This is a genomic window from Microcoleus sp. AR_TQ3_B6, from assembly GCF_036702785.1.
Classification (GTDB): Bacteria; Cyanobacteriota; Cyanobacteriia; order Cyanobacteriales; family Microcoleaceae; genus Microcoleus.
Genome location: NZ_JAUBVJ010000001.1, coordinates 90,475 through 108,503 on the forward strand (window position 1 = coordinate 90,475; position 18,029 = coordinate 108,503).

Sequence of the window (18,029 nt, forward strand, 5' to 3'; positions counted from 1 at the left end):
CAACGCTTTCTTAATTGCATAGAGAAACACCTCCAGATATTCACGCCCTCCTAATTTAAACTCGCGGTTATTGGAACGGGTGGTGATATGGTAAGAATATCCAGTTTTTAAATGACCGCGTTTTCTGGGCATTGACTCTGTGTGACCTTGATTAAGGCCTATAAAGCTTACTCATCCAAATATTAGCAAACAATGAAAACCTTGTTAGAAAGCACCAACAAACTTTACTACATTGGCCTTCATAAGCGTGTCTTTGAAGTCGAAAATCTCTACTCCCTTGATATTTTCGAGAACTTTGTCGAAGAAATTGAAAAAACCTCCAAAAATTGTATACTTGAATCTTCCTGTAAAATGGATAGAGACAAATTTTATCCTGCTCGGTTTAATATTGGTTTTGATCTCCAAAATGTCGAACAAATCAACGCAGTCTATAACTTTTTTCGACAAGTAGAAGCGGGTGCCGATGTGGAAGTAAATTATTCTTTAATTCAGCAATTTTTCCTCGAGGACTTAGACTTCAGTAAAATAACAGAATTCATGGTGGGAGTTGATTTACGACAAGAATTAGCTAAATCAAAATTAAAGCTGGCACTAACGATTACAGATTATCCAGAAAAGCTAAAACTAGCTATAGCGTTGCACGGGGGATTAGACGAAACTCTTCAGACGCTACTTGTAAGTAATAGCTTACATCTGGGTTTTGATTTGAGCCTGAGTGGTGGCAGCGACATTGAGCTTTATCCTAATATTTTCAAGCACGAGCTTCAACAACCTCATATTCAGCAAAGGTTAGCCAAGGTTTTGTCAACCCAAGCCTTACAACCTTTACCTGCGTCCCTTAGATTTGGTGTAGGTTTATCCAAAGCAAATGCAGAAAAAATAGTCTATTACTACTTGGAAAACTTTGACGATTTTCTCAAATATTTTGCTGCTAATGATACTGCCCGTAGAGTCCACGCTTATTACCGAGAACAACCCGTGAAGGAAATGTGCGTAGGTTTGCCAGAAAGTCAATTACTAGCAGGGACAATTCAAAAAATGAATTTGTACTACGAGATTTAACATATTTAAATCTAAATTCTTATTGAGTTTTATTTCTTGTCATCATCTAAAAGCGGTGCGTTACGCTGTCGCTAACACAGCCTACGCATAACGAAACAATAATCCAAAATTAAACTATGCCTGACCTGACGCGATTCCCGGTCTTGCCCAACTTTGGTCGCATACTCTAGGCGACCCCCGCATCAAAATGGCTGGGATCGACTGTTCCGCCGACCCAGATGGCGAACTATCTGGAACAAAACCCCTCGGAAGCAAAAGCTTTAATTTGGAGGCTGAATCAGGAATTAAGGCGGGTTTACGCCATTGAACCGAAAGGGTAGTTTGGGGCGGATGTGTAGGAAGCTCTCATACAATTGCTAGCAGCACAGTGGATTGCACCAGAAAGTGAAGATTACATCGAGCGGATGAGCCTCCCGGGAAGGCTCAGCGGTGGCACGGTTGAACTGTTTTTCGGGCAATCGGTGCCGGTGATTGAACCGCGAGTGACGCGGGGAATGTATGGAACAAGGGTAGCATCGAAGTGCAAAAAAGCCCGTTCTGCCGGCTCAATAGCGACTGTTGGGATGTGAAATTGAAGTTTTTTGATTGAGAAAATAGCGATCGAGCTAAGAAAGTTTACCGCTTTACGATTGATGTGATAGATGTGATGCCGGTTACTTTGGGTGAAGTGCGATCGCAGTCTGTGGGGAATTAATTACTCCCTGGTTTTTGTCTGCAGGTTAAATAGGCGATCGCTCTTAAGGGCGATCGCCTCCGCGCCGTTATGCCCCTATACGGTTCAGTAGACAAGATTGCAAAAGTCCTTTTAATCAAATTTTAGGACTGGCTAGAAGCCCGAGCATTAGCCACATATTTCATTTTTCGTTTACCTACTAGCCCGCCGTAGGTTCAAACCTACGGCTAATAGCTAAAGTCCGTTTTAACGGACTAAAAGAACCAGGAACTTAGTCGGTTTTAACCGACTTACGCTATTAGTCAGGGGCTTGAGTTCCTGGTGGGATAACGGCGCAGTGAGGGTTTCAGGAGATGTGGGTAATGACAAGGACTCGCGTGCCCATCCCACAAGAAAAGAAAAATTGTGGGATGGCTTTGAGCAGCATCCTAATTATTTTTGCAATCTTGTCTATTAAATTCAAAAATTTTCTTTAATTCGGCAGAATGCTTTCCACCTTCAGCTACGGCTGCCTTCGACTCTCAACCATCCTGTCATACAAGCGGCGTCGGAGAAGGAGTGGATAGCAATCTCAAGTTGTAATTTGTATCGCCTTGAAATTGAGAAACGCGGACGAAATAAGTTCCCGCAGGCAAAGCCCCATTGCTAACAATTGTTTCTGATGCCGTGCCTAAATTGTTAGACGAAGCAATAATATCGTCTAATCCAACTGCGCCGTTGCCGTTGATATCCTGAATTAATTCTACATCAACATCGGCACTCAAACCGTCAACAGTTACACTGAAAAGGCTCGGAGTATTGAGGATGAAACTGTAAAGGTCGGCTGGTTCAGCAGTTCCCACAAAATCGCTCGCTGTTTGAATTTCTCCGAGAATGCCCAGGCTTTTTGCTGCGTTCAAATTTTCGGCGGGATCGGGGAGAGTGCTCAACAGTCCTTCTTGTAGGCCGAATTGAATGTAGTGGTCGATCGCGCTTTTAACTGCGCCGCTTTGGACTGCTGCTGCTACCAGCGGATATTTTTCTAGATAAAAGCTGGGATCGAAGAAAACGCTGGGTTTGCGGTTTTCTAATTGACCGACTTTGAAGTAGTGTTCAAATGCGGTAAATTGATTTGTTTGGACTGCTATCTGAACGTCTGGGTTGCTTGCTAGATAAAAACCAACATCGAAGAAAGGGTTGGGGTTGCGTCGTTCAAATTGACCGAATCTGATAAAGTGGTCGGCGGCTGAAAAGCCGTTGAGTTTTGCTGATACCGCTACATCTGTATTGGTGTCTAAATAATAGCTGGAGTCGAACAGGGCATTCGGGTCGCGATTTTCAAATTTGCCAATTTTTCGGTAGTGATCGAAGGGACTCGATACCGTGCCTCTGGCAACTGCTAGGGCGACATCTGGGTTGTTTTCGAGATAAAATTTGCTGTCGAACAGTGTTCTCAGGGTTAGCATTATTAAAAAAATCTCTCTGGACTTTAGTCTGGAAAGTGCACGATCGAGAATCCAGTTTACATCAAAGTTTTGTGAGGATGTCTTAATTATGGCTAAATCTGCACTGATGGCAATGCTGCGCCGCGCTGCGACTATTGCTCAGAAATCAAGGGAAACGGGCATTCCGGCTGATGAACTGCTGGGGATGCTGAGCGATGGCATTCCCAATTCTCGCCTATCTCGGCGCCGCTTGCTGCACGGGGGCTTAGCTGCTGCGGGGGCTGTGGCTGCTGCGACTTTTACTAGGGAGGGAGAGGGAGCTTTTGCTCAACAGGGCCGACGATCGCCGATTTTGGTTGTGGGTGCAGGGATTGCGGGTTTGACGGCGGCTTATCGCTTGCGCCAGGCGGGCGTGCGCGCCGATATAATCGAGGCAACTAACAGCGTAGGGGGGCGGATTCGTACTGCTTCAAAGGTGGCTGGAACGCTAATTCCGGCAGAGTTGGGGGGAGAATTTATTGACACCGGCCATACTAATTTAATCTCGCTGGCGACGGAATTGGGTTTGCGGGCGATCGATTTAGTTGACGTGCAGCGGGGACTGGTGAAGGATACTTTTTTCTTCCAAGGGCGCCGCTTTTCTCTTGAGCAAATAATTGCAGGTTTTGCGCCGCTAGCGAGTAAAATTAGGGCTGATTTGCAGGCGGTTGGCGATGAAATTAGCTATCTTGATTTTACAGAAGCAGCGGAAAGATTGGACAATACTTCGATCGCTGAATATGTAGACCAAGCTGATACCAGCACGATTGTCCGGCAGTTACTCCGCATTGCTTACACGACGGAATACGGGCGAGATCCTGAAGAACAGTCGGCGTTAAATCTGCTGTTTTTAATCGGTTCTGAACCTGACAGTTTTGAATTGTACGGCAACAGCGATGAGCGTTATCAAATTGACGGCGGCAACAGTCAAATTATCAACCGTTTGGCGGCTCAATTGTCTGGTTCGATCGAGGCGGGGACGGTTTTGGAAGCGATAAATCTTTTGCCGGATGGGCGCTATCGGGTGAGTTTGCGATCGGGACAAAGCGCCTTCGATCGCACTTACGAGCGAGTGTTGTTAACTTTGCCCTTCAGCACTCTGCGAGAGGTTAACATTAACGTACCTTTGCCCCAACCAAAGCGCAGGGCGATCGAGCAATTGGGTTACGGTACTAATTCTAAGTTAATTACTGGCTACCGCAGCCGAATTTGGCGGGAACTTTATCGCTCGACTGCTTCTGTTTATAGCGATTTAGGATTCCAGAATACCTGGGAAGCTACGCCTTTTTTTCCTACTCCTAACGGCTTGATAACTAATTTTACAGGAGGCAGACAAGGTTTGTCGATCGGTGCCGGAACTCCCGAAGACCAAGCACAAAGATTTTTGAACCAAATTGAAAGAGTTTTTCCCGGAGTGAGAAATTTGCGATCGGGCAAAGCTGTGCGAGCTTATTGGCCGGGAGAACGCTTTTTCAAAGGTTCTTATTCCTGCTATTTAGTCGGACAGTGGACGCAAATGCACGGCGTTGAAGGCGAACGAGTTGGCAATTTATTTTTTGCCGGGGAACACACTTCGCTGGAAAATCAAGGTTACATGGAAGGCGGTTGCGAAACGGGACAAATGGCGGCTTTTGAAATTTTGCAAGATTTGGGTTTGACAGTTGCTGCTGAGGCTTTGAATGATCGAACGGCGAGCAGTTTTAACAGTCGCCGTCCCAGCCGAAAAGTTCCCGGATCGCGCAATCTTCGGAATAGAAAGCCCAGTATTAGATAATCTCGTAACGTGGGCATCTAATTCTTGTGGGGTGGCTTTGAGCAACGCGCATCTAATTCTTGTGATGTGACTTTGAGCAACGCACATCTAATTTTTGTGGGTGGGCATCTAGCCCGCCCGAAAATTTCAATTAGTCGCAAGGTACACCATACATAGAGATATGCAATCGTAAAAATTATCGGAATTATCTTGTACAATTTATTGCAAAAACCACATGATTTTTTTACATTTAATAGTAGCTTTATCGAGTTTGCTAATGTCGCCGATGTCGGCTCGCCCTTTGCTTGCAGACGCTACAAATACAATTACTCAAAACTCATCAGTTGACGAGCCGTTTTGCTACATCAAAACCCCCGACGGCAATACAGTAGACTTGGGCAAGTTGTGCCAGAAACAGCCAGCTTCTGGAACTTCCCCAACTTGCATTCCCGGTGCCAACATTTCTGCCAAAGTGTCAATTGCGGCGGCTAATTATGACGGCAACTTTTTTAGCGGTCAAGTGCTTAATCAAGGCTGCAAAACAATCAAGGATGTCAAAGTCAATTATGAAGTTTTGGACGAGTCAGGCAATTTAATTGACAACGGATTTATCTACGCTGAACCCGTTACTCTTGCACCCGGACAGTCTGCCACCTTTCGGGGTGCAGTTGTCGCGGGGGCTAAGGTGCAGGCAACTCATGCAGACGGTCAAGAATGATTTTAGATTTTAGATTTTAGATTTTAGATTTTAGAATTGGACAATTAACCCCACGGATGAATTCGGGGGCTTTGTATCCCGGATGCTTTGGGTGAAGAATGATTTGAGATTTTAGATTTGAGATTTGAGATTTGAGATTTTAGATTTGAGATTTGAGAATTGGACAATTAACCCCACGGATGAATCCGAGGGCTTTGTATCCCGGATGCTTTCGGTGAAGAATGATTTGAGATTTTAGATTTGAGATTTTAGATTTGAGATTTGAGAATTGGACAATTAACCCCACGGATGAATTCGGGGGCTTTGTATCCCGGATGCTTTCGGTGAAGAATGATTTGAGATTTTAGATTTTAGATTAAAGAATTGAAGAATTGAAGAATTGGAAAATTAACCCCACGGATGAATTCGGGGGCTTTGTATCCCGGATGCTTTCGGTGAAGAAAGATTTGAGATTTGAGATTTGAGATTAGAGATTTGAGAATTGGAAAATTAACCCCACGGATGAATTCGGGGGCTTTGTATCCCGGATGCTTTCGGTGAAGAATGATTGTTGAGATTTGTCCGATCGCTGTTATCATATTCTGGCTCAGATATCTCTATGACTTATATCATGTCCGATCGATTAACCATGATATCCCGGTCGGGGCGGGTTTTTGAGATGGGAGATTGTGGGCAGGTATTGTTGGCTCACGGGCCCCTTATATCTTAAAAGAGTGAGTTACTCGATCGCCTGAATCAATCAGGCGATCGTACCGACAAGTGGGTACCGGAAACGTCCGACTGCGAAAAGCGTTGTATATGCCAGCAGCAGTGGCGATGCGTCATCACCCTTTGTTGAAAGCGATGAGTGAGCGATTATTGGGTCGTGGCCAGGTCAAAATGCAGGTAATTGGTGCTTTGATGCGGGAATTGGTGCATTTGACTTTTGGTATTTTAAAATCCCAAAAGCCTTTCGACCCCAGTTGTGCGATCGCTACCTCTTGACTGATCAAGACAGTATTTACAGTTTTAATACCTCAAATTCTGGATTGCCGTAAACCATCTGTTTATCTACCGCCGACACAACTTTATTGCTAGCAGCATCAGAAACTAAACACTGACAAACTAGCTGTGCTACATCTGCCCGGTGAATCGTTCCAGAAACTCGACAATCTTCTGTTAAAATACCGTTGCCTGTTGCAGGTTCCGATTTTAGTCCGCCTGGACGAATCACTGTATAAATTATCCCGCTTGCTATCAAATGATTTTCGGCTTTTTCCTTTTCAATTAAAACCGGGCGCAAAGTTTCTAAAGCTTGGGGCGGCAAAGCGCCGGCACTATTACCGCTGCCGATTGATGAAACTAAAATAAATTTTTGCACGCCTGCTTTGAGGGCCGCATCAATCAAGTTTTTGTTGCCCCAATAATCGGATATTTCTCGATCTTTTGGCAAGCTGCCAATTGTGCTGATTACGGCATGAATTGGCTCGCCGCCTGCCATCGCAGCTTCCACAGCGGCAGCATCCAAAGCATCGCCAGTCACGACTTTGAGGCCCATTGCTTCTAATTCGGTGCTGGTTGCGGGCGATCGCAAAAGTGCTGTTACTTGCATCTTTTGTGCTGCCAGACATTTCGCGATTTCTAAGCCGAGGTTTCGACTAGCACCAGCTAAAAAAATGTGGAATTTTTCTGTCATATTAATTTGGTTTTAAGTTGTGCAGAAATGGGTTTATTTGACTGTGGAACAGTATACAACAATCCTCTGTAAATTTTTTAATTAGTTTTTTTTTACCGCAGAGGGCGCAGAGGGCGCAGAGAAAGAGAGGGGAAGGATTCGCAATTACCTATTCCCAATTTTCCATTTACGTTAGATTTTTTTGCCCACTATTACTACCCAAGATTGAGCTTCGCGGGGTAAGCCGGGGGGACGATAGTAGTGATTGACAATTGCAAATCCCGATTGTTCTAAACAAGGCGCTAAAGTATGATATTCCCATCCGGCAGTATAGCGTTTTCCCGTTGGCCGTTCGTCGTATCCCTCCCAATTTCCCCGGCACATTGACATGACAATTGCACCGCTAACAACTAAGGCTTTGTGCAAATTTTGCAGCACTTTTACCATCTCGTCGCTGGGAACGTGAATCAGGGAAGCATTGGCAAAAATACCGTCAAATTCTGCCTTTGGCAAGTCGAGATTCAGAAAAGATTGCTGCCAAACTTCGCATCCCGATAACTTCTTAGCTATTTCTACAAAAGCCGGAGTTGCATCTAAGCCTACAACTGTGTGTCCTTGGCTCTTGAACGCTACTAAATCTCGTCCCGGGCCGCATCCTATATCGAGAATTTTACCGGGATTGCGGGGCATAGCAGCCGTCAGTGCGTTGCGATTTTGGGATACGTCGTGATGCCAAGTTCCTTCTCGGAAAGATTCGGCAGTTAGCTGGTATTCTGCGATCGTAATTTCTTCGCGTTTGTCCACAATTTCCCCCCCTTGTATGATTTTAGATTTTAGATTTTAGATTTTAGATTGAAGAATGTCAACCTTAGAATAAGGGTTTCTGACTACAATCTAAGAACTTACGGCTGACGCATTTGCTACCTCAGAAATCCGGTTTCTCTTCCCATGCGTAAACGTGAAATATACAGCATATTCCACGTTGATGAATTACAGCAGTCAAGCCTTCAATCGCTGTAGGGAAACGGCACTGCCGCGTCCTCTATCGAAAGCTATGTACCTCACTTACCTAAAAAATGCTGTAGATATTGGGTAGGGACACGGCTGTGCCGTGTCCTAATCTATTTCTGGTATAAGAGTTAAACAACCAGGGTTTTTTGTTCGGATTTGGTAACTGCTGAATCAACTTCTAAGAGAGAACCTTCGGGGGATTCGATCGCAAATCCCGCATCTCGAATCATGTCCCAATCTTGATGGGCAGCTTGTCCGGGAGTTGTCAGATAATCGCCAACAAAGATAGAATTAGCGGGGTAGAGTCCCAGAGGTTGCAGCGATCGCAAATGCACCTCCCGTCCCCCAGCAATCCGAATTTCTTGGCTGGGAAGCAGAAATCGGAACAAACAGAGAATTCGCAAACATTGGCGGGGAGTTAACCTGTTCACATCTGCAAATGGCGTCCCGGGAATCGGAATGAAAAAGTTGACCGGCACGCTAGTAACGCCCAAGTTGCGAAGCGAAAGCGCTAAATCGATCGCATCATCATCCGATTCGCCCATCCCCAAAATCCCGCCGGAACAAGTTGTGATTCCCGCTGCTTTTACGTGTTGGACGGTTTCAACCCGATCGCCAAAAGTGTGAGTCGTGCAAATGTCCGAGTGATATGATTCGGAAGTATTGAGATTGTGATTTACGCGATCGACTCCAGCTTTGGCCAGCCGGTGAGTTTGCTCCTGGCTCAACAATCCCAAACAAGCGCAAATCTTTAGGTTATAATTTGCCTTCACAGTCTCCACAGCATCCACAACGCGATCGAAAGTAGATGCACTGGGTTGGCGGCCCGAAATCACCAAACAAAACGTACCAGCTTTTAACTCTGCTGCGCGTTGGGCGGCATCCAGAATTTTCTCCTTAGCTAAAAGCGGATATTTCTCAATTTCCGCAGTCGAAATTTTTGACTGAGAACAATAATGACAATCTTCAGGACAAAGGCCACTTTGAGCATTTAACAAATAGTGCAGCCTGACTCGGTTTCCCCAGTAGTGGCGGCGCACCCGATAAGCTGCGTTTAGTTGTTCCAGCAAAACCTCATCCGGTGCGCGCAATACGGCTAAAGATTGCTCGCGAGAGATACATTTGCCCGCCAGCGCGTCGTCAGCCAAATCGTTCCAATTGGGTAAATTCATTACTAAAATTAAAGGGTTTACAGAGTATCCAAAACCTGACGAATTACCCGATAAATCGATTCTAGTTCATCAGGAGAAATGCAGTAGGGAGGCATCAAGTAAAGCGTATTTCCCAAGGGGCGGAGCAAAAACCCCGCCTCGAGAAATTTGGCTTTCAATACAGGAGCAATGTCATTAAAATACCCCGAAACGCTTTCGGTTTTCACATCCATTGCTGCGATGGTGCCGCAAGTCCGAATCCGTTCGAGTTTAGGATGATTTGTCAGCCATTGATTCAGGTATTGGCGGTGCAATTTTTCCATCCCTTGATACACATTTGGGTTTTGCTCCAAAAGCTCCAAGGATGCTACACTCACCGCACAAGCTAAGGGATTTCCGGTGTAAGAATGACCGTGAAAAAAAGCTTTGTCCGATTCATCTCGCCAGAAAGCTTGATAAATCTCCTCCGATGCCATTGTGACAGCAATTGGCAAACAGCCGCCAGACAATCCTTTAGACAAACACAGGAGATCCGGCTTCGTTGCAGATTTAACAGAGGCAAACAGTTCGCCCGTGCGGCCAAAACCCGTCATTACTTCATCGTAAATCAACAATACATTAAACTGGCCCGCAAGTTGTGCGAGATCCTGCAAAAACTCAGGGCGACACATTCGCATTCCCCCGGCACCTTGCACCAAAGGTTCGATAAAAATTCCCGCATAGCCGCCCTGCTTTAACAAAAACTCCAATTTCTCCAAACTCGCCGCCTCCTTGCTTTCCACCTCCTCATCGCCGTCAAAAGTCGCCGGAAAAGGAACAACATCCCCAGCAAACATTAAAGGTGCAAAAGATTCCCACCACAGCGAACTTCTGCCCGCAGACATCGCGCCCACAGTATCGCCGTGATAACCTCCCTCAAAACTAATAAAGCTAGTACGGTTAGTTTCTCCGAGATTGCGCCAATATTGAAATGCCATTTTCAGAGCAACTTCAACCGCAGTCGATCCGTTATCAGAAAAGAAAATCCGCGTTAAAGAAGCAGGCGTATGAGTTAGCAATTTATTAGCAAGTTTCAGGGCAGGTTCGTGAGTAAATCCCGCAAAGATTACGTGTTCTAAATTTTGGGCTTGTTCGTAAAGAGCCTCAGCCAGAACCGGATGGCTGTGCCCGTGAACAGTCACCCACCAACTAGAAATGCAGTCCAGAATTTGCCGCCCGTCTGCTAATTCCAGCACCGATCCTTTGCCGCGAATTACCTTCAGCGGCTGGGCAGCCGTTTTCATTTGCGTGAAGGGTTGCCAAATCGGTGAAATTGCAGAATTATGTTCCTGATTCGCAGTCATTTTTACCCATACAACTAATATCAAGTCGCCTTTTAATATAGCAATTTTAACTCACTTATGAACTTTTTATTTTTGATTCTTTCTTCTTCTCTTCCTTCGTGTCCTTAGCGTCTTCGCGGTTCGTTCAAAAAAAATCTAGTTTGGTGTTGAGGGCGGCTGCCCTGCAACGTCTGCCGCCAGATCGCGTATTCCCCGGCGGCGGTTAAAATTGTCAGTTACAATTTTCGACCTTTCAGCAAATAAGTCGTCATTGCTCCTTTGCCTTTAACATTAATTTTACCGCGCTTTTCCAACAAATACTTATCGCACAGCAACTCATAAGTTGAACTGCTAACTTGAATTTTACCCGGAAGCCCCTGAGATTCCATGCGGCTTGCTGTATTCACAGCATCTCCCCACAAATCGTAAATAAACTTTTTAGTGCCGATGACACCTGCTACAACAGGCCCAGTATTAATGCCAATGCGGATATTGAGAGATTGACCGCATTCGTCGCGGAATTTCATAATTTCTTGCTGCATTTCCAGGGCCATTTCGGCAATAGATTCGGCGTGATTTGTACAGGGAAGCGGCAAACCGCCTGCTACCATATAATTGTCGCCTATCGTCTTAATTTTTTCTAAGCCGTATTGCTCGCTCAAGCTATCGAAACATGAAAATATTTTGTTCAGCAACTCGACTAATTCTGCAGGAGACGTGCGCGAAGATATTTCGGTAAAGCCCACAATATCAGCAAACAAAACCGTAACCTCGGCAAATCCGTCCGCAATATTTATCTGACCTTGTTTGAGGCGATCGGCAATCATTGCGGGTAAGATATTTAGTAATAAACGTTCCGACTTTTCTTGTTCGGCGCGCAATATTTCCTCAGCTTGTTTCCGCTGTGCGATTTCTTTGTATACTCGGTGAAACATTTGATTGAATGCGACCATGAGTTCTCCCAACTCGTCATCGCGCTTGACAGACAGAGAGTAAAAATCAGGTTTTTCTCGATCTTTGCTCAAAGCGTCTCCAGCAGCGATCAAGTCATCGCGCAATCTCAAGATAGGTGCAATTACTGTCACCCCTAAAAAGAACATAGTCACAGAAGTGACAAAGGCTGATATAATGATGACTAATACAGCAATCCGTCCGATAAATGCGTAGAGTTCCGGCTGAACGGTGGAAGCATCGTGGCGAACAATTAAGATGTAATCGCCTCCCAAATGTCGCTCCGTCCAAGCAATATCGTACCGCTTGTCATGGAAATTGTAATTGTGAACTATACGAGCTTTTTTTAGTCGCTCTAAACTGATTTCTGGGGGTTCGCCAAGTGTATATATTAGCTGACCGTTAGCTTGGTAAATAGACAGTCCTAAAACAACTTGAGAATCCTTAGTAATATTTTTTACTTCTTCTTGCAAGAAAGTGCGATCGGAAATATCTTGTTGGAGCAAAAACTCTAGGGAATCAACAGTCGCCCGAGATAGCTGTTCCAGTTGACTTAAAAGTTCATTTTCGCGCCGAAAATAAGAGGGAACTAAAATAATTCCCTCTATGGCAAGAATGCTAGCAAATACCCACAAAGCTATTTGCCTAGACAAGCGAGATTTGAAAAAACTCAAGAATGATAAAATCCGCAAGTACATAAAATTTACTATTTGGCAAAGGGCTAGTTTAGAGAATAGGAAAAGAAATCGGCTTTTTCGTAATAAATTTTGGGTTAGTCAACGAAGTAACTCTGCAGAAACCGCGTTTCTCACATCCCCTGTGTAATTCCTGTAATTGTCAGCAGTCAATCGATTTGAGATTTTAGATTTTAGATTTGAGATTGACCCCACGGATAAATGCTCTTTCTTGAGGACTTTCGATTTGAGATTTGGGATTGATTCCACGGATAAATCACGTGGCGGGTACCACCTTTTAAATTCGCTTGTCAAAAGCCAGCAGCCATTAAGCGTTACTTCTTGGCTAATTACTAACCGCTAATGACTGATGACCCGCCCAAAAACGGATACGAGCCCCCGACTTAACTCGTGGATATATAAAAACTTTAGACCAAAGTTTAAATTCCCAGATTCACCTGTGCAGTAAATCTAAAATCTAAAATCTAAAATCTAAAATTGACTGACTCCGGACTAACTAGCAGACCCCTTAATAATATAATAAACAAATTAAACGGAAAGTGCGCTGGCTAGCCTGCCTGCAAGCAGATAAGTATTCATATCGCCCTTGCCTTTGATGTGGATAATTCCCCTGTCTTCAAACAGATACTTATTTCGCAAGATATCGTAAGTTGATTGTGTGACTTGAATCGCGCCGGCAATCCCGTGGGATTCCATGCGGGATGCTGTATTGACGGCATCGCCCCAGAGGTCATAAATGAATTTTTTAGTGCCAATAACCCCCGCAATTGCAGGCCCGGTATTGATGCCGATGCGAATGTTGATTTCTGCATGATATTTGGCATTAAATTTTGCTAATTCCTCCTGCATACCTAAAGCCATTTCCGCAATGCTTTCGGCGTGGTTGGTGCTGGGGTTTGGCAAACCTCCCACTACCATGTAGGCATCTCCAATTGTTTTGATTTTTTCCAAGCCGTACTTTTCTGTCAGACAATCGAAGGCTGAAAAGATTTCGTTGAGGAAATCGAGCAATTCTTCGGGAGATCTTTGTGCTGAAAGTACGGTAAAGCCTACGATATCCGCAAACAAAATCGTGACTTCTGCGAAGCCCTCAGCAATACTGCTTTGACCGTCTTTTAACCTAGCAGCAATGGCTTCGGGTAAAATATTGAGCAGCAGGCGATCGCTCTTTTCCTGTTCTTTCAGCAATTCTACATTACTTTCTTGCAATTGTGCCGTGCGTTCCCTGACGCGCTGTTCTAATTGTTTAGCATTTTGGCGCAACCTGCTGATAGCTAAAGTTAATCCTGTCACCCCTAAAAGGGAAAGTCCTACTAACAGTAAAAACAGGTCTTTAAGTTTACTTTGAGTATTTTGAGTGATGGTCTCGAGAGGTTGAGTTATTTCTAATATCCCCCGCACATCTCCCACTTTCCAATCAGTTTTAGGACTGTCGGGGTGAGTATTGTGACAGTTAACGCAGCTAGAAGTTAGAATGTCGGCCTCGGCATATCGAAAGGCTGGCTTGCCGCGAAAATTATCAACTTGGGAAAATTTTTCCGTCGGATTTTTAGTCAAATAGGTAATAGCTTGCCGTTCAAAATCGTCTCGGGCTCCGCCTTCTTCTCGTCGCCAGGGAAACGGGTAGTTGCTGTAGAGACGAAGTGAGACTTCGGAATTTTTATTGGTGATATTTTGACCGAGTTCTATTAAGAAAGTAGCCGGAACCGGAATTGTTACTTTTGTCGGGTTGTAGTCGTGGGTAAAGTTAATTGCTTTAGCGGCGTTTAGAGGAGTGACAACATCGTAACTGTAAAGGGTGCGGGCTTCTTTAATAGCTTGGGCGTAGAGGGTGGCATTTTGGAGGGCTTGCGATTCGATTAGGGAGGAGGAAAGACGAGACATATTTGCCATCACTACTCCTACACCTACACAAAATAAAATTGTCACCGCAAGGAGAATTCGCTTATAAATTAATTGGCTGATGGCAGCCCGACTGCGAGCAATCAACTGGCGCATAGTATCCTCAAGTCTGAGGTTTAATCTTTATTTCAATTTATGCACTACTAACATAACACTGCTTGTTCAGACTGTTTTGCTGGCCTCCGGGGTAAAGCAAGACTCTCTGGGTGCAACGGAGGGTTAATTATTGTTTACTGCGAGTGTTTCGCCGATCCGTAAAAATACGCATAAGTTTATAGGGGTTTTCTGTTGAGTGAAGTATAGATGATCGATTAAGGATACAGCGCCGTGCTCTGTCCCTACTTCACGCACTTTTTGTTCAATCTCGGTTAGGATAGCAATTGTAGTCTATGGTTGGCGATCGTGAATTCTGACTCTACTGCCTCACCGGCGCGCCACGAAATTTATCCCGGAGAAGTTTTCGTCAATACTGCCAATTTTGATACGGGCATTCGGCGACTTTTACCTAAATATGACGAAATGCTGGATGTATTAGCAGGCTGCATTGCTAGCGCAAACCACCGCATTTTAGAACTCGGCTGCGGTACGGGGGAACTGACTTTAAAAGTTCTCCAACGCTACCCGTCTGCGGAAATAGTGGCTGTCGATTACTCGCCGCGAATGCTTGATTTTGCCCGGGCTAAAATAGAGTCTGCTGGATACGCAGCCCGGTGGACTGGCATAGAAATGGATTTTGGAGAATGGGCGAACAATCCAAATTTCTCAGGCTTGGGGGGTAAATTCAATGCTTGCATTTCATCTCTGGCAATTCATCATCTTGAGGATGAGATGAAGTTGAAATTGTTTGAACGCATTCGCGAAAGTTTATATGCTGGTGGCTGTTTCTGGAATGCCGATCCTCTTTTAGCAGAATCAGCAGCAATTAAAGATATTTATCAAGCGGCGCGAGAAGATTGGGCGCTAAATCAGGGGGAAACCTTAGCACAAATTCGTGCAAATGTGGGGAAGAGTGTCTCTTACGGGTATTCTAATCCCGATCGCCTAGCTACACTTTCGGCACAGTTGGAAATGCTGGTAAATGCTCGATTTGAGACTGTTGCAGTGCCTTGGAAATACTACGGTATGGCGGTGTTTGGGGGATTTGTTAATTGAGAAAAGCAGTCTGGGAGGCAGAACTTTTATGTGTAGGCTGCGCCCCTGAGCACCTTACTGCTTCAAGAAAGATTGCAGTTAGTATTTTATGTTACTAAGTTATGCTTGAGAAAATATATAATATCAATTCCGGTTGCATGGGAATGATTAAACCGCAGAGTACGCCCCAGAACGCAGAGTTCGAGAACAGAGAGATGAATAATTCCGATGAAGGGCGGATTTGATATAATACTGCGAGCATAAAGGAAAAAAAAATGACTGCAACTGCGATTCAAAGTGTTGACTGGGATGCTTTCTCGTCGGAACTCTCGGGAATCGAAATAATTAGCGATCGCGCGCAAGTTGTCAAGCTATCTCAAGATTATTATCACTTCAGTCCTGTTTTGCAACCTCTCTTAAGTGATAAAACAGGAGATTTAGTAGTGCGTCCCGCCAGCGAAGCGGAAGTTTTGCGGATTGCGGCAGCCTGCGTCAAATCCAAAATTCCGCTAACTGTTAGAGGTGCAGGAACGGGCAATTACGGGCAGTGCATTCCCCTCCAGGGCGGCGTCATTTTAGATACCAGCAAAATGAATAATATTCGCTGGATCAAACCGGGTTTAGCTTGCGTAGAACCGGGGGTGAAAATGTCGGTTTTCGACAAACAAGCGCGAGAAACTGGTTGGGAATTGCGGATGGTTCCCTCAACCTATCGCACCGCAACGATTGGGGGATTTATCGGCGGCGGTAGCGGGGGGATTGGTTCGATAACTTACGGGCAATTGCGCGATCGCGGCAATCTTCATGCTGTTCGAGTCGTTACAATGGAAGACGAGCCCCGCGTTATGGAATTGCGCGGCGATGAAGTGCAAAAAGTCAATCACGCTTACGGCACAAATGGGATTATTACTGAGTTAGAAATTCCCCTCGCCCCTGCTTATGCTTGGGCGGAAATCATCGTCGCTTTTGACGATTTTATGACATCGGCTAACTTCGGTCAAGCTTTGGGCGATGCTGACGGAATTATCAAAAAACTAATTTGTGTTTGTGCTTGGCCGATTCCTGCTTATTTTGCTGCTTTGCGCGAGGAGATTCCTGAAGGTAAGCACTGCGCTTTGTTAATGGTAGCTGAATCTTGTCTGGAACCGCTGCAAGATTTGGTGCGCGAATATGGCGGCACAATTTGCTATCAAAAAAACGCGCAAGCAGCGAGCAAAGGTGCAGCCCTTGCTGAATTTACTTGGAATCATACAACTCTGCACGCTCGCAGCGCTGACCCGTCTCTGACTTATTTGCAGACGATTTTTCCCCCAGATAAAGGTTTGAAATTGATTGAGGAACTGTACAATTATTATGGGGATGAGGTGTTGATGCACTTGGAGTTTTTGCGGATCAATGGCAGGGCGATCGCCGCAGCTTTGCAATTAGTTCGCTACACTACGGAATCACGGCTCAATGAAATTATTCGCTATCACGAAGAGCAAGGCGCGCTGATTGCTAATCCTCACACTTATATATTGGAAGATGGAGGGATGAAAAGTATTAATGTGGAACAGTTGCAGTTTAAAGAGTTGGTCGATCCTTACGGTTTGCTTAATCCGGGTAAAATGCGGGCGTGGTTGGAACGGGATTGAGGGCGATGGTTTTTATAGAAGAAGGAAGAAGGAAGAAGGAAGAAGGAAGAAGGAAGAAGCAGTAATAGCAATGGTTTTAGCGGTTAAGAATGTCCTAACCGTCTTGGCGGTTGCTATAGATAAGATTCGGATCTTGAAATCGCTGCTAGACAAACTTTTGTCCCTCTCTAAGAGAGTAAGAAATCGGTTTTCTATGTCGGAGGTTTTTAGTCAATAAAAACTCAAGTCCTTGCTGCGAACAAAACTTGTCAATTTAAGGGACGGGGGCGGTAATTTCTTCTGGTGCGATCGCGGGTGAAGGCACTGTTTGGTCTTGTTTTTGCAGCAAAAGGCGCTGTTTGTTGCGAAATTCTGCGGCCGCATCGTTCAAATTTTGGCGCTGTTCGGTAGTAAATTCTTCCATGCTGCGGCCGCCTCCCAATTGGGATCTGTGAATTAAATCAAATATTCCGCTGCCGCTGCTGCGGCCGGAAAAGGGGTCGGTATTGTCTTGAGTTTGAAAGTCTTGCAGCGGTTGGGCATTATTTAAACCGCTGGCTTGGGCGAAGCTTGCTTGAGGGGAGAACAGAGCACAGGATGCGATCGCGCTTGCAGCAATCCCCACCATCAATTTGCCGGATTTGGAAGTTTTGGTCTTCATAATTTATTAGTTGAACTTTCAAAAAAACAATTCTATCTCAACAATATTCTGACTTGTGACTAAATATTATATTACTTCGCTGGGGCTAAGGACACGGCAATGCCGATTGGTGTCAACTTAAGCTTTTAGTCGGCCAGTCCTCCCTCACCCGGCACTCCGCCTGGGAATGAATTCCCTGTCTCATAGCTAAAGTCCTCTCCAAGAGGACTGAAGAACTCATTAGTCCTATCGCTGACCCGGCACTCCGCCTGGGAATGAATTCCCTGTCT

At 45.1% G+C, this 18,029-nt stretch carries 14 protein-coding genes and 1 pseudogene; 7 read left to right on the forward strand and 8 right to left on the reverse strand.

Annotated features, from left to right (window positions below; genetic code table 11):
- Positions 1-192: 192 nt before the first annotated feature.
- Both QUB56_RS00455 and QUB56_RS00460 read left to right on the forward strand, forming a co-directional pair.
- A complete protein-coding gene (locus QUB56_RS00455) occupies positions 193-1,062 on the forward strand; it encodes a LynF/TruF/PatF family peptide O-prenyltransferase (protein WP_332952216.1) in 870 nt (289 codons plus the stop codon).
- A gap of 215 nt (positions 1,063-1,277) precedes the next feature.
- Positions 1,278-1,756, forward strand: a pseudogene (locus QUB56_RS00460) (cyanobactin maturation protease PatG family protein); the annotation flags it as partial.
- 512 nt (positions 1,757-2,268) lie between these two features.
- Here QUB56_RS00460 and QUB56_RS00465 read toward each other — a convergent pair.
- Positions 2,269-3,180, reverse strand: a complete 912-nt coding sequence (locus QUB56_RS00465; protein WP_332952217.1) for a PPC domain-containing protein — start codon at positions 3,178-3,180, stop codon at positions 2,269-2,271.
- An 88-nt stretch (positions 3,181-3,268) separates the two neighbouring features.
- Here QUB56_RS00465 and QUB56_RS00470 point away from each other — a divergent pair, with 88 nt between their 5' ends.
- The 3 genes from QUB56_RS00470 (at position 3,269) to QUB56_RS00480 (ending at position 6,653) form a co-directional block, all read left to right on the forward strand.
- Entirely contained in the window at positions 3,269-4,972 is a 1,704-nt protein-coding gene (locus QUB56_RS00470) for an NAD(P)/FAD-dependent oxidoreductase (protein WP_332952218.1), read from the forward strand.
- Positions 4,973-5,186: 214 nt separating this feature from the next.
- The gene (locus QUB56_RS00475) at positions 5,187-5,669 is read left to right on the forward strand and encodes an FxLYD domain-containing protein (RefSeq protein WP_332952219.1); all 483 of its coding nucleotides are present in this window, start codon (positions 5,187-5,189) and stop codon (positions 5,667-5,669) included.
- Between the two features lie 798 nt (positions 5,670-6,467).
- Positions 6,468-6,653, forward strand: coding sequence for a hypothetical protein (locus QUB56_RS00480; RefSeq protein WP_332952220.1), 186 nt, complete (start codon positions 6,468-6,470; stop codon positions 6,651-6,653).
- A 16-nt stretch (positions 6,654-6,669) separates the two neighbouring features.
- Here QUB56_RS00480 and QUB56_RS00485 read toward each other — a convergent pair whose 3' ends face one another.
- From QUB56_RS00485 to QUB56_RS00510, 6 genes are all read right to left on the reverse strand, one after another.
- A complete protein-coding gene (locus QUB56_RS00485; protein ID WP_332952222.1) occupies positions 6,670-7,344 on the reverse strand; it encodes an SDR family oxidoreductase in 675 nt (224 codons plus the stop codon).
- 171 nt (positions 7,345-7,515) lie between these two features.
- Positions 7,516-8,127 carry a methyltransferase domain-containing protein gene (locus tag QUB56_RS00490; RefSeq protein WP_332952224.1) on the reverse strand — a complete coding sequence of 204 codons (612 nt, stop codon included), beginning with the start codon at positions 8,125-8,127 and terminating at the stop codon, positions 7,516-7,518.
- A 335-nt stretch (positions 8,128-8,462) separates the two neighbouring features.
- Positions 8,463-9,506 (reverse strand): biotin synthase BioB, encoded by a 1,044-nt coding sequence (gene bioB / locus QUB56_RS00495; RefSeq protein ID WP_332952226.1) that lies wholly within the window; start codon positions 9,504-9,506, stop codon positions 8,463-8,465.
- Positions 9,507-9,523: 17 nt separating this feature from the next.
- Positions 9,524-10,828 (reverse strand): adenosylmethionine--8-amino-7-oxononanoate transaminase, encoded by a 1,305-nt coding sequence (bioA, locus tag QUB56_RS00500; protein WP_332952227.1) that lies wholly within the window; start codon positions 10,826-10,828, stop codon positions 9,524-9,526.
- Between the two features lie 215 nt (positions 10,829-11,043).
- Positions 11,044-12,456 carry an adenylate/guanylate cyclase domain-containing protein gene (locus tag QUB56_RS00505; protein WP_332952229.1) on the reverse strand — a complete coding sequence of 471 codons (1,413 nt, stop codon included), beginning with the start codon at positions 12,454-12,456 and terminating at the stop codon, positions 11,044-11,046.
- Positions 12,457-12,981: 525 nt separating this feature from the next.
- The gene (locus QUB56_RS00510) at positions 12,982-14,451 is read right to left on the reverse strand and encodes an adenylate/guanylate cyclase domain-containing protein (protein WP_332952231.1); all 1,470 of its coding nucleotides are present in this window, start codon (positions 14,449-14,451) and stop codon (positions 12,982-12,984) included.
- Between the two features lie 306 nt (positions 14,452-14,757).
- On the opposite strand from QUB56_RS00510, the gene QUB56_RS00515 reads away from it, so the two are divergent.
- The gene (locus QUB56_RS00515) at positions 14,758-15,507 is read left to right on the forward strand and encodes a class I SAM-dependent methyltransferase (protein ID WP_332952232.1); all 750 of its coding nucleotides are present in this window, start codon (positions 14,758-14,760) and stop codon (positions 15,505-15,507) included.
- Between the two features lie 254 nt (positions 15,508-15,761).
- The gene (locus QUB56_RS00520; protein ID WP_332952234.1) at positions 15,762-17,120 is read left to right on the forward strand and encodes an FAD-binding oxidoreductase; all 1,359 of its coding nucleotides are present in this window, start codon (positions 15,762-15,764) and stop codon (positions 17,118-17,120) included.
- A 253-nt stretch (positions 17,121-17,373) separates the two neighbouring features.
- Here the strand turns inward: QUB56_RS00520 and QUB56_RS00525 are convergent, their stop codons facing one another.
- Positions 17,374-17,760, reverse strand: a complete 387-nt coding sequence (locus QUB56_RS00525; RefSeq protein WP_332952237.1) for a hypothetical protein — start codon at positions 17,758-17,760, stop codon at positions 17,374-17,376.
- Positions 17,761-18,029 lie beyond the last annotated feature (269 nt).

Coding starts and splice junctions, on each gene's coding strand:
- QUB56_RS00455 (WP_332952216.1), top strand. CDS start 193: ATGAAAACCTTGTTAGAAAGCACCAACAAACTTTACTACATTGGCCTT.
- QUB56_RS00465 (WP_332952217.1), bottom strand. CDS start 3,180: ATGCTAACCCTGAGAACACTGTTCGACAGCAAATTTTATCTCGAAAAC.
- QUB56_RS00470 (WP_332952218.1), top strand. CDS start 3,269: ATGGCTAAATCTGCACTGATGGCAATGCTGCGCCGCGCTGCGACTATT.
- QUB56_RS00475 (WP_332952219.1), top strand. CDS start 5,187: ATGATTTTTTTACATTTAATAGTAGCTTTATCGAGTTTGCTAATGTCG.
- QUB56_RS00480 (WP_332952220.1), top strand. CDS start 6,468: ATGCCAGCAGCAGTGGCGATGCGTCATCACCCTTTGTTGAAAGCGATG.
- QUB56_RS00485 (WP_332952222.1), bottom strand. CDS start 7,344: ATGACAGAAAAATTCCACATTTTTTTAGCTGGTGCTAGTCGAAACCTC.
- bioB (WP_332952226.1), bottom strand. CDS start 9,506: ATGAATTTACCCAATTGGAACGATTTGGCTGACGACGCGCTGGCGGGC.
- bioA (WP_332952227.1), bottom strand. CDS start 10,828: ATGACTGCGAATCAGGAACATAATTCTGCAATTTCACCGATTTGGCAA.
- QUB56_RS00505 (WP_332952229.1), bottom strand. CDS start 12,456: ATGTACTTGCGGATTTTATCATTCTTGAGTTTTTTCAAATCTCGCTTG.
- QUB56_RS00510 (WP_332952231.1), bottom strand. CDS start 14,451: ATGCGCCAGTTGATTGCTCGCAGTCGGGCTGCCATCAGCCAATTAATT.
- QUB56_RS00520 (WP_332952234.1), top strand. CDS start 15,762: ATGACTGCAACTGCGATTCAAAGTGTTGACTGGGATGCTTTCTCGTCG.
- QUB56_RS00525 (WP_332952237.1), bottom strand. CDS start 17,760: ATGAAGACCAAAACTTCCAAATCCGGCAAATTGATGGTGGGGATTGCT.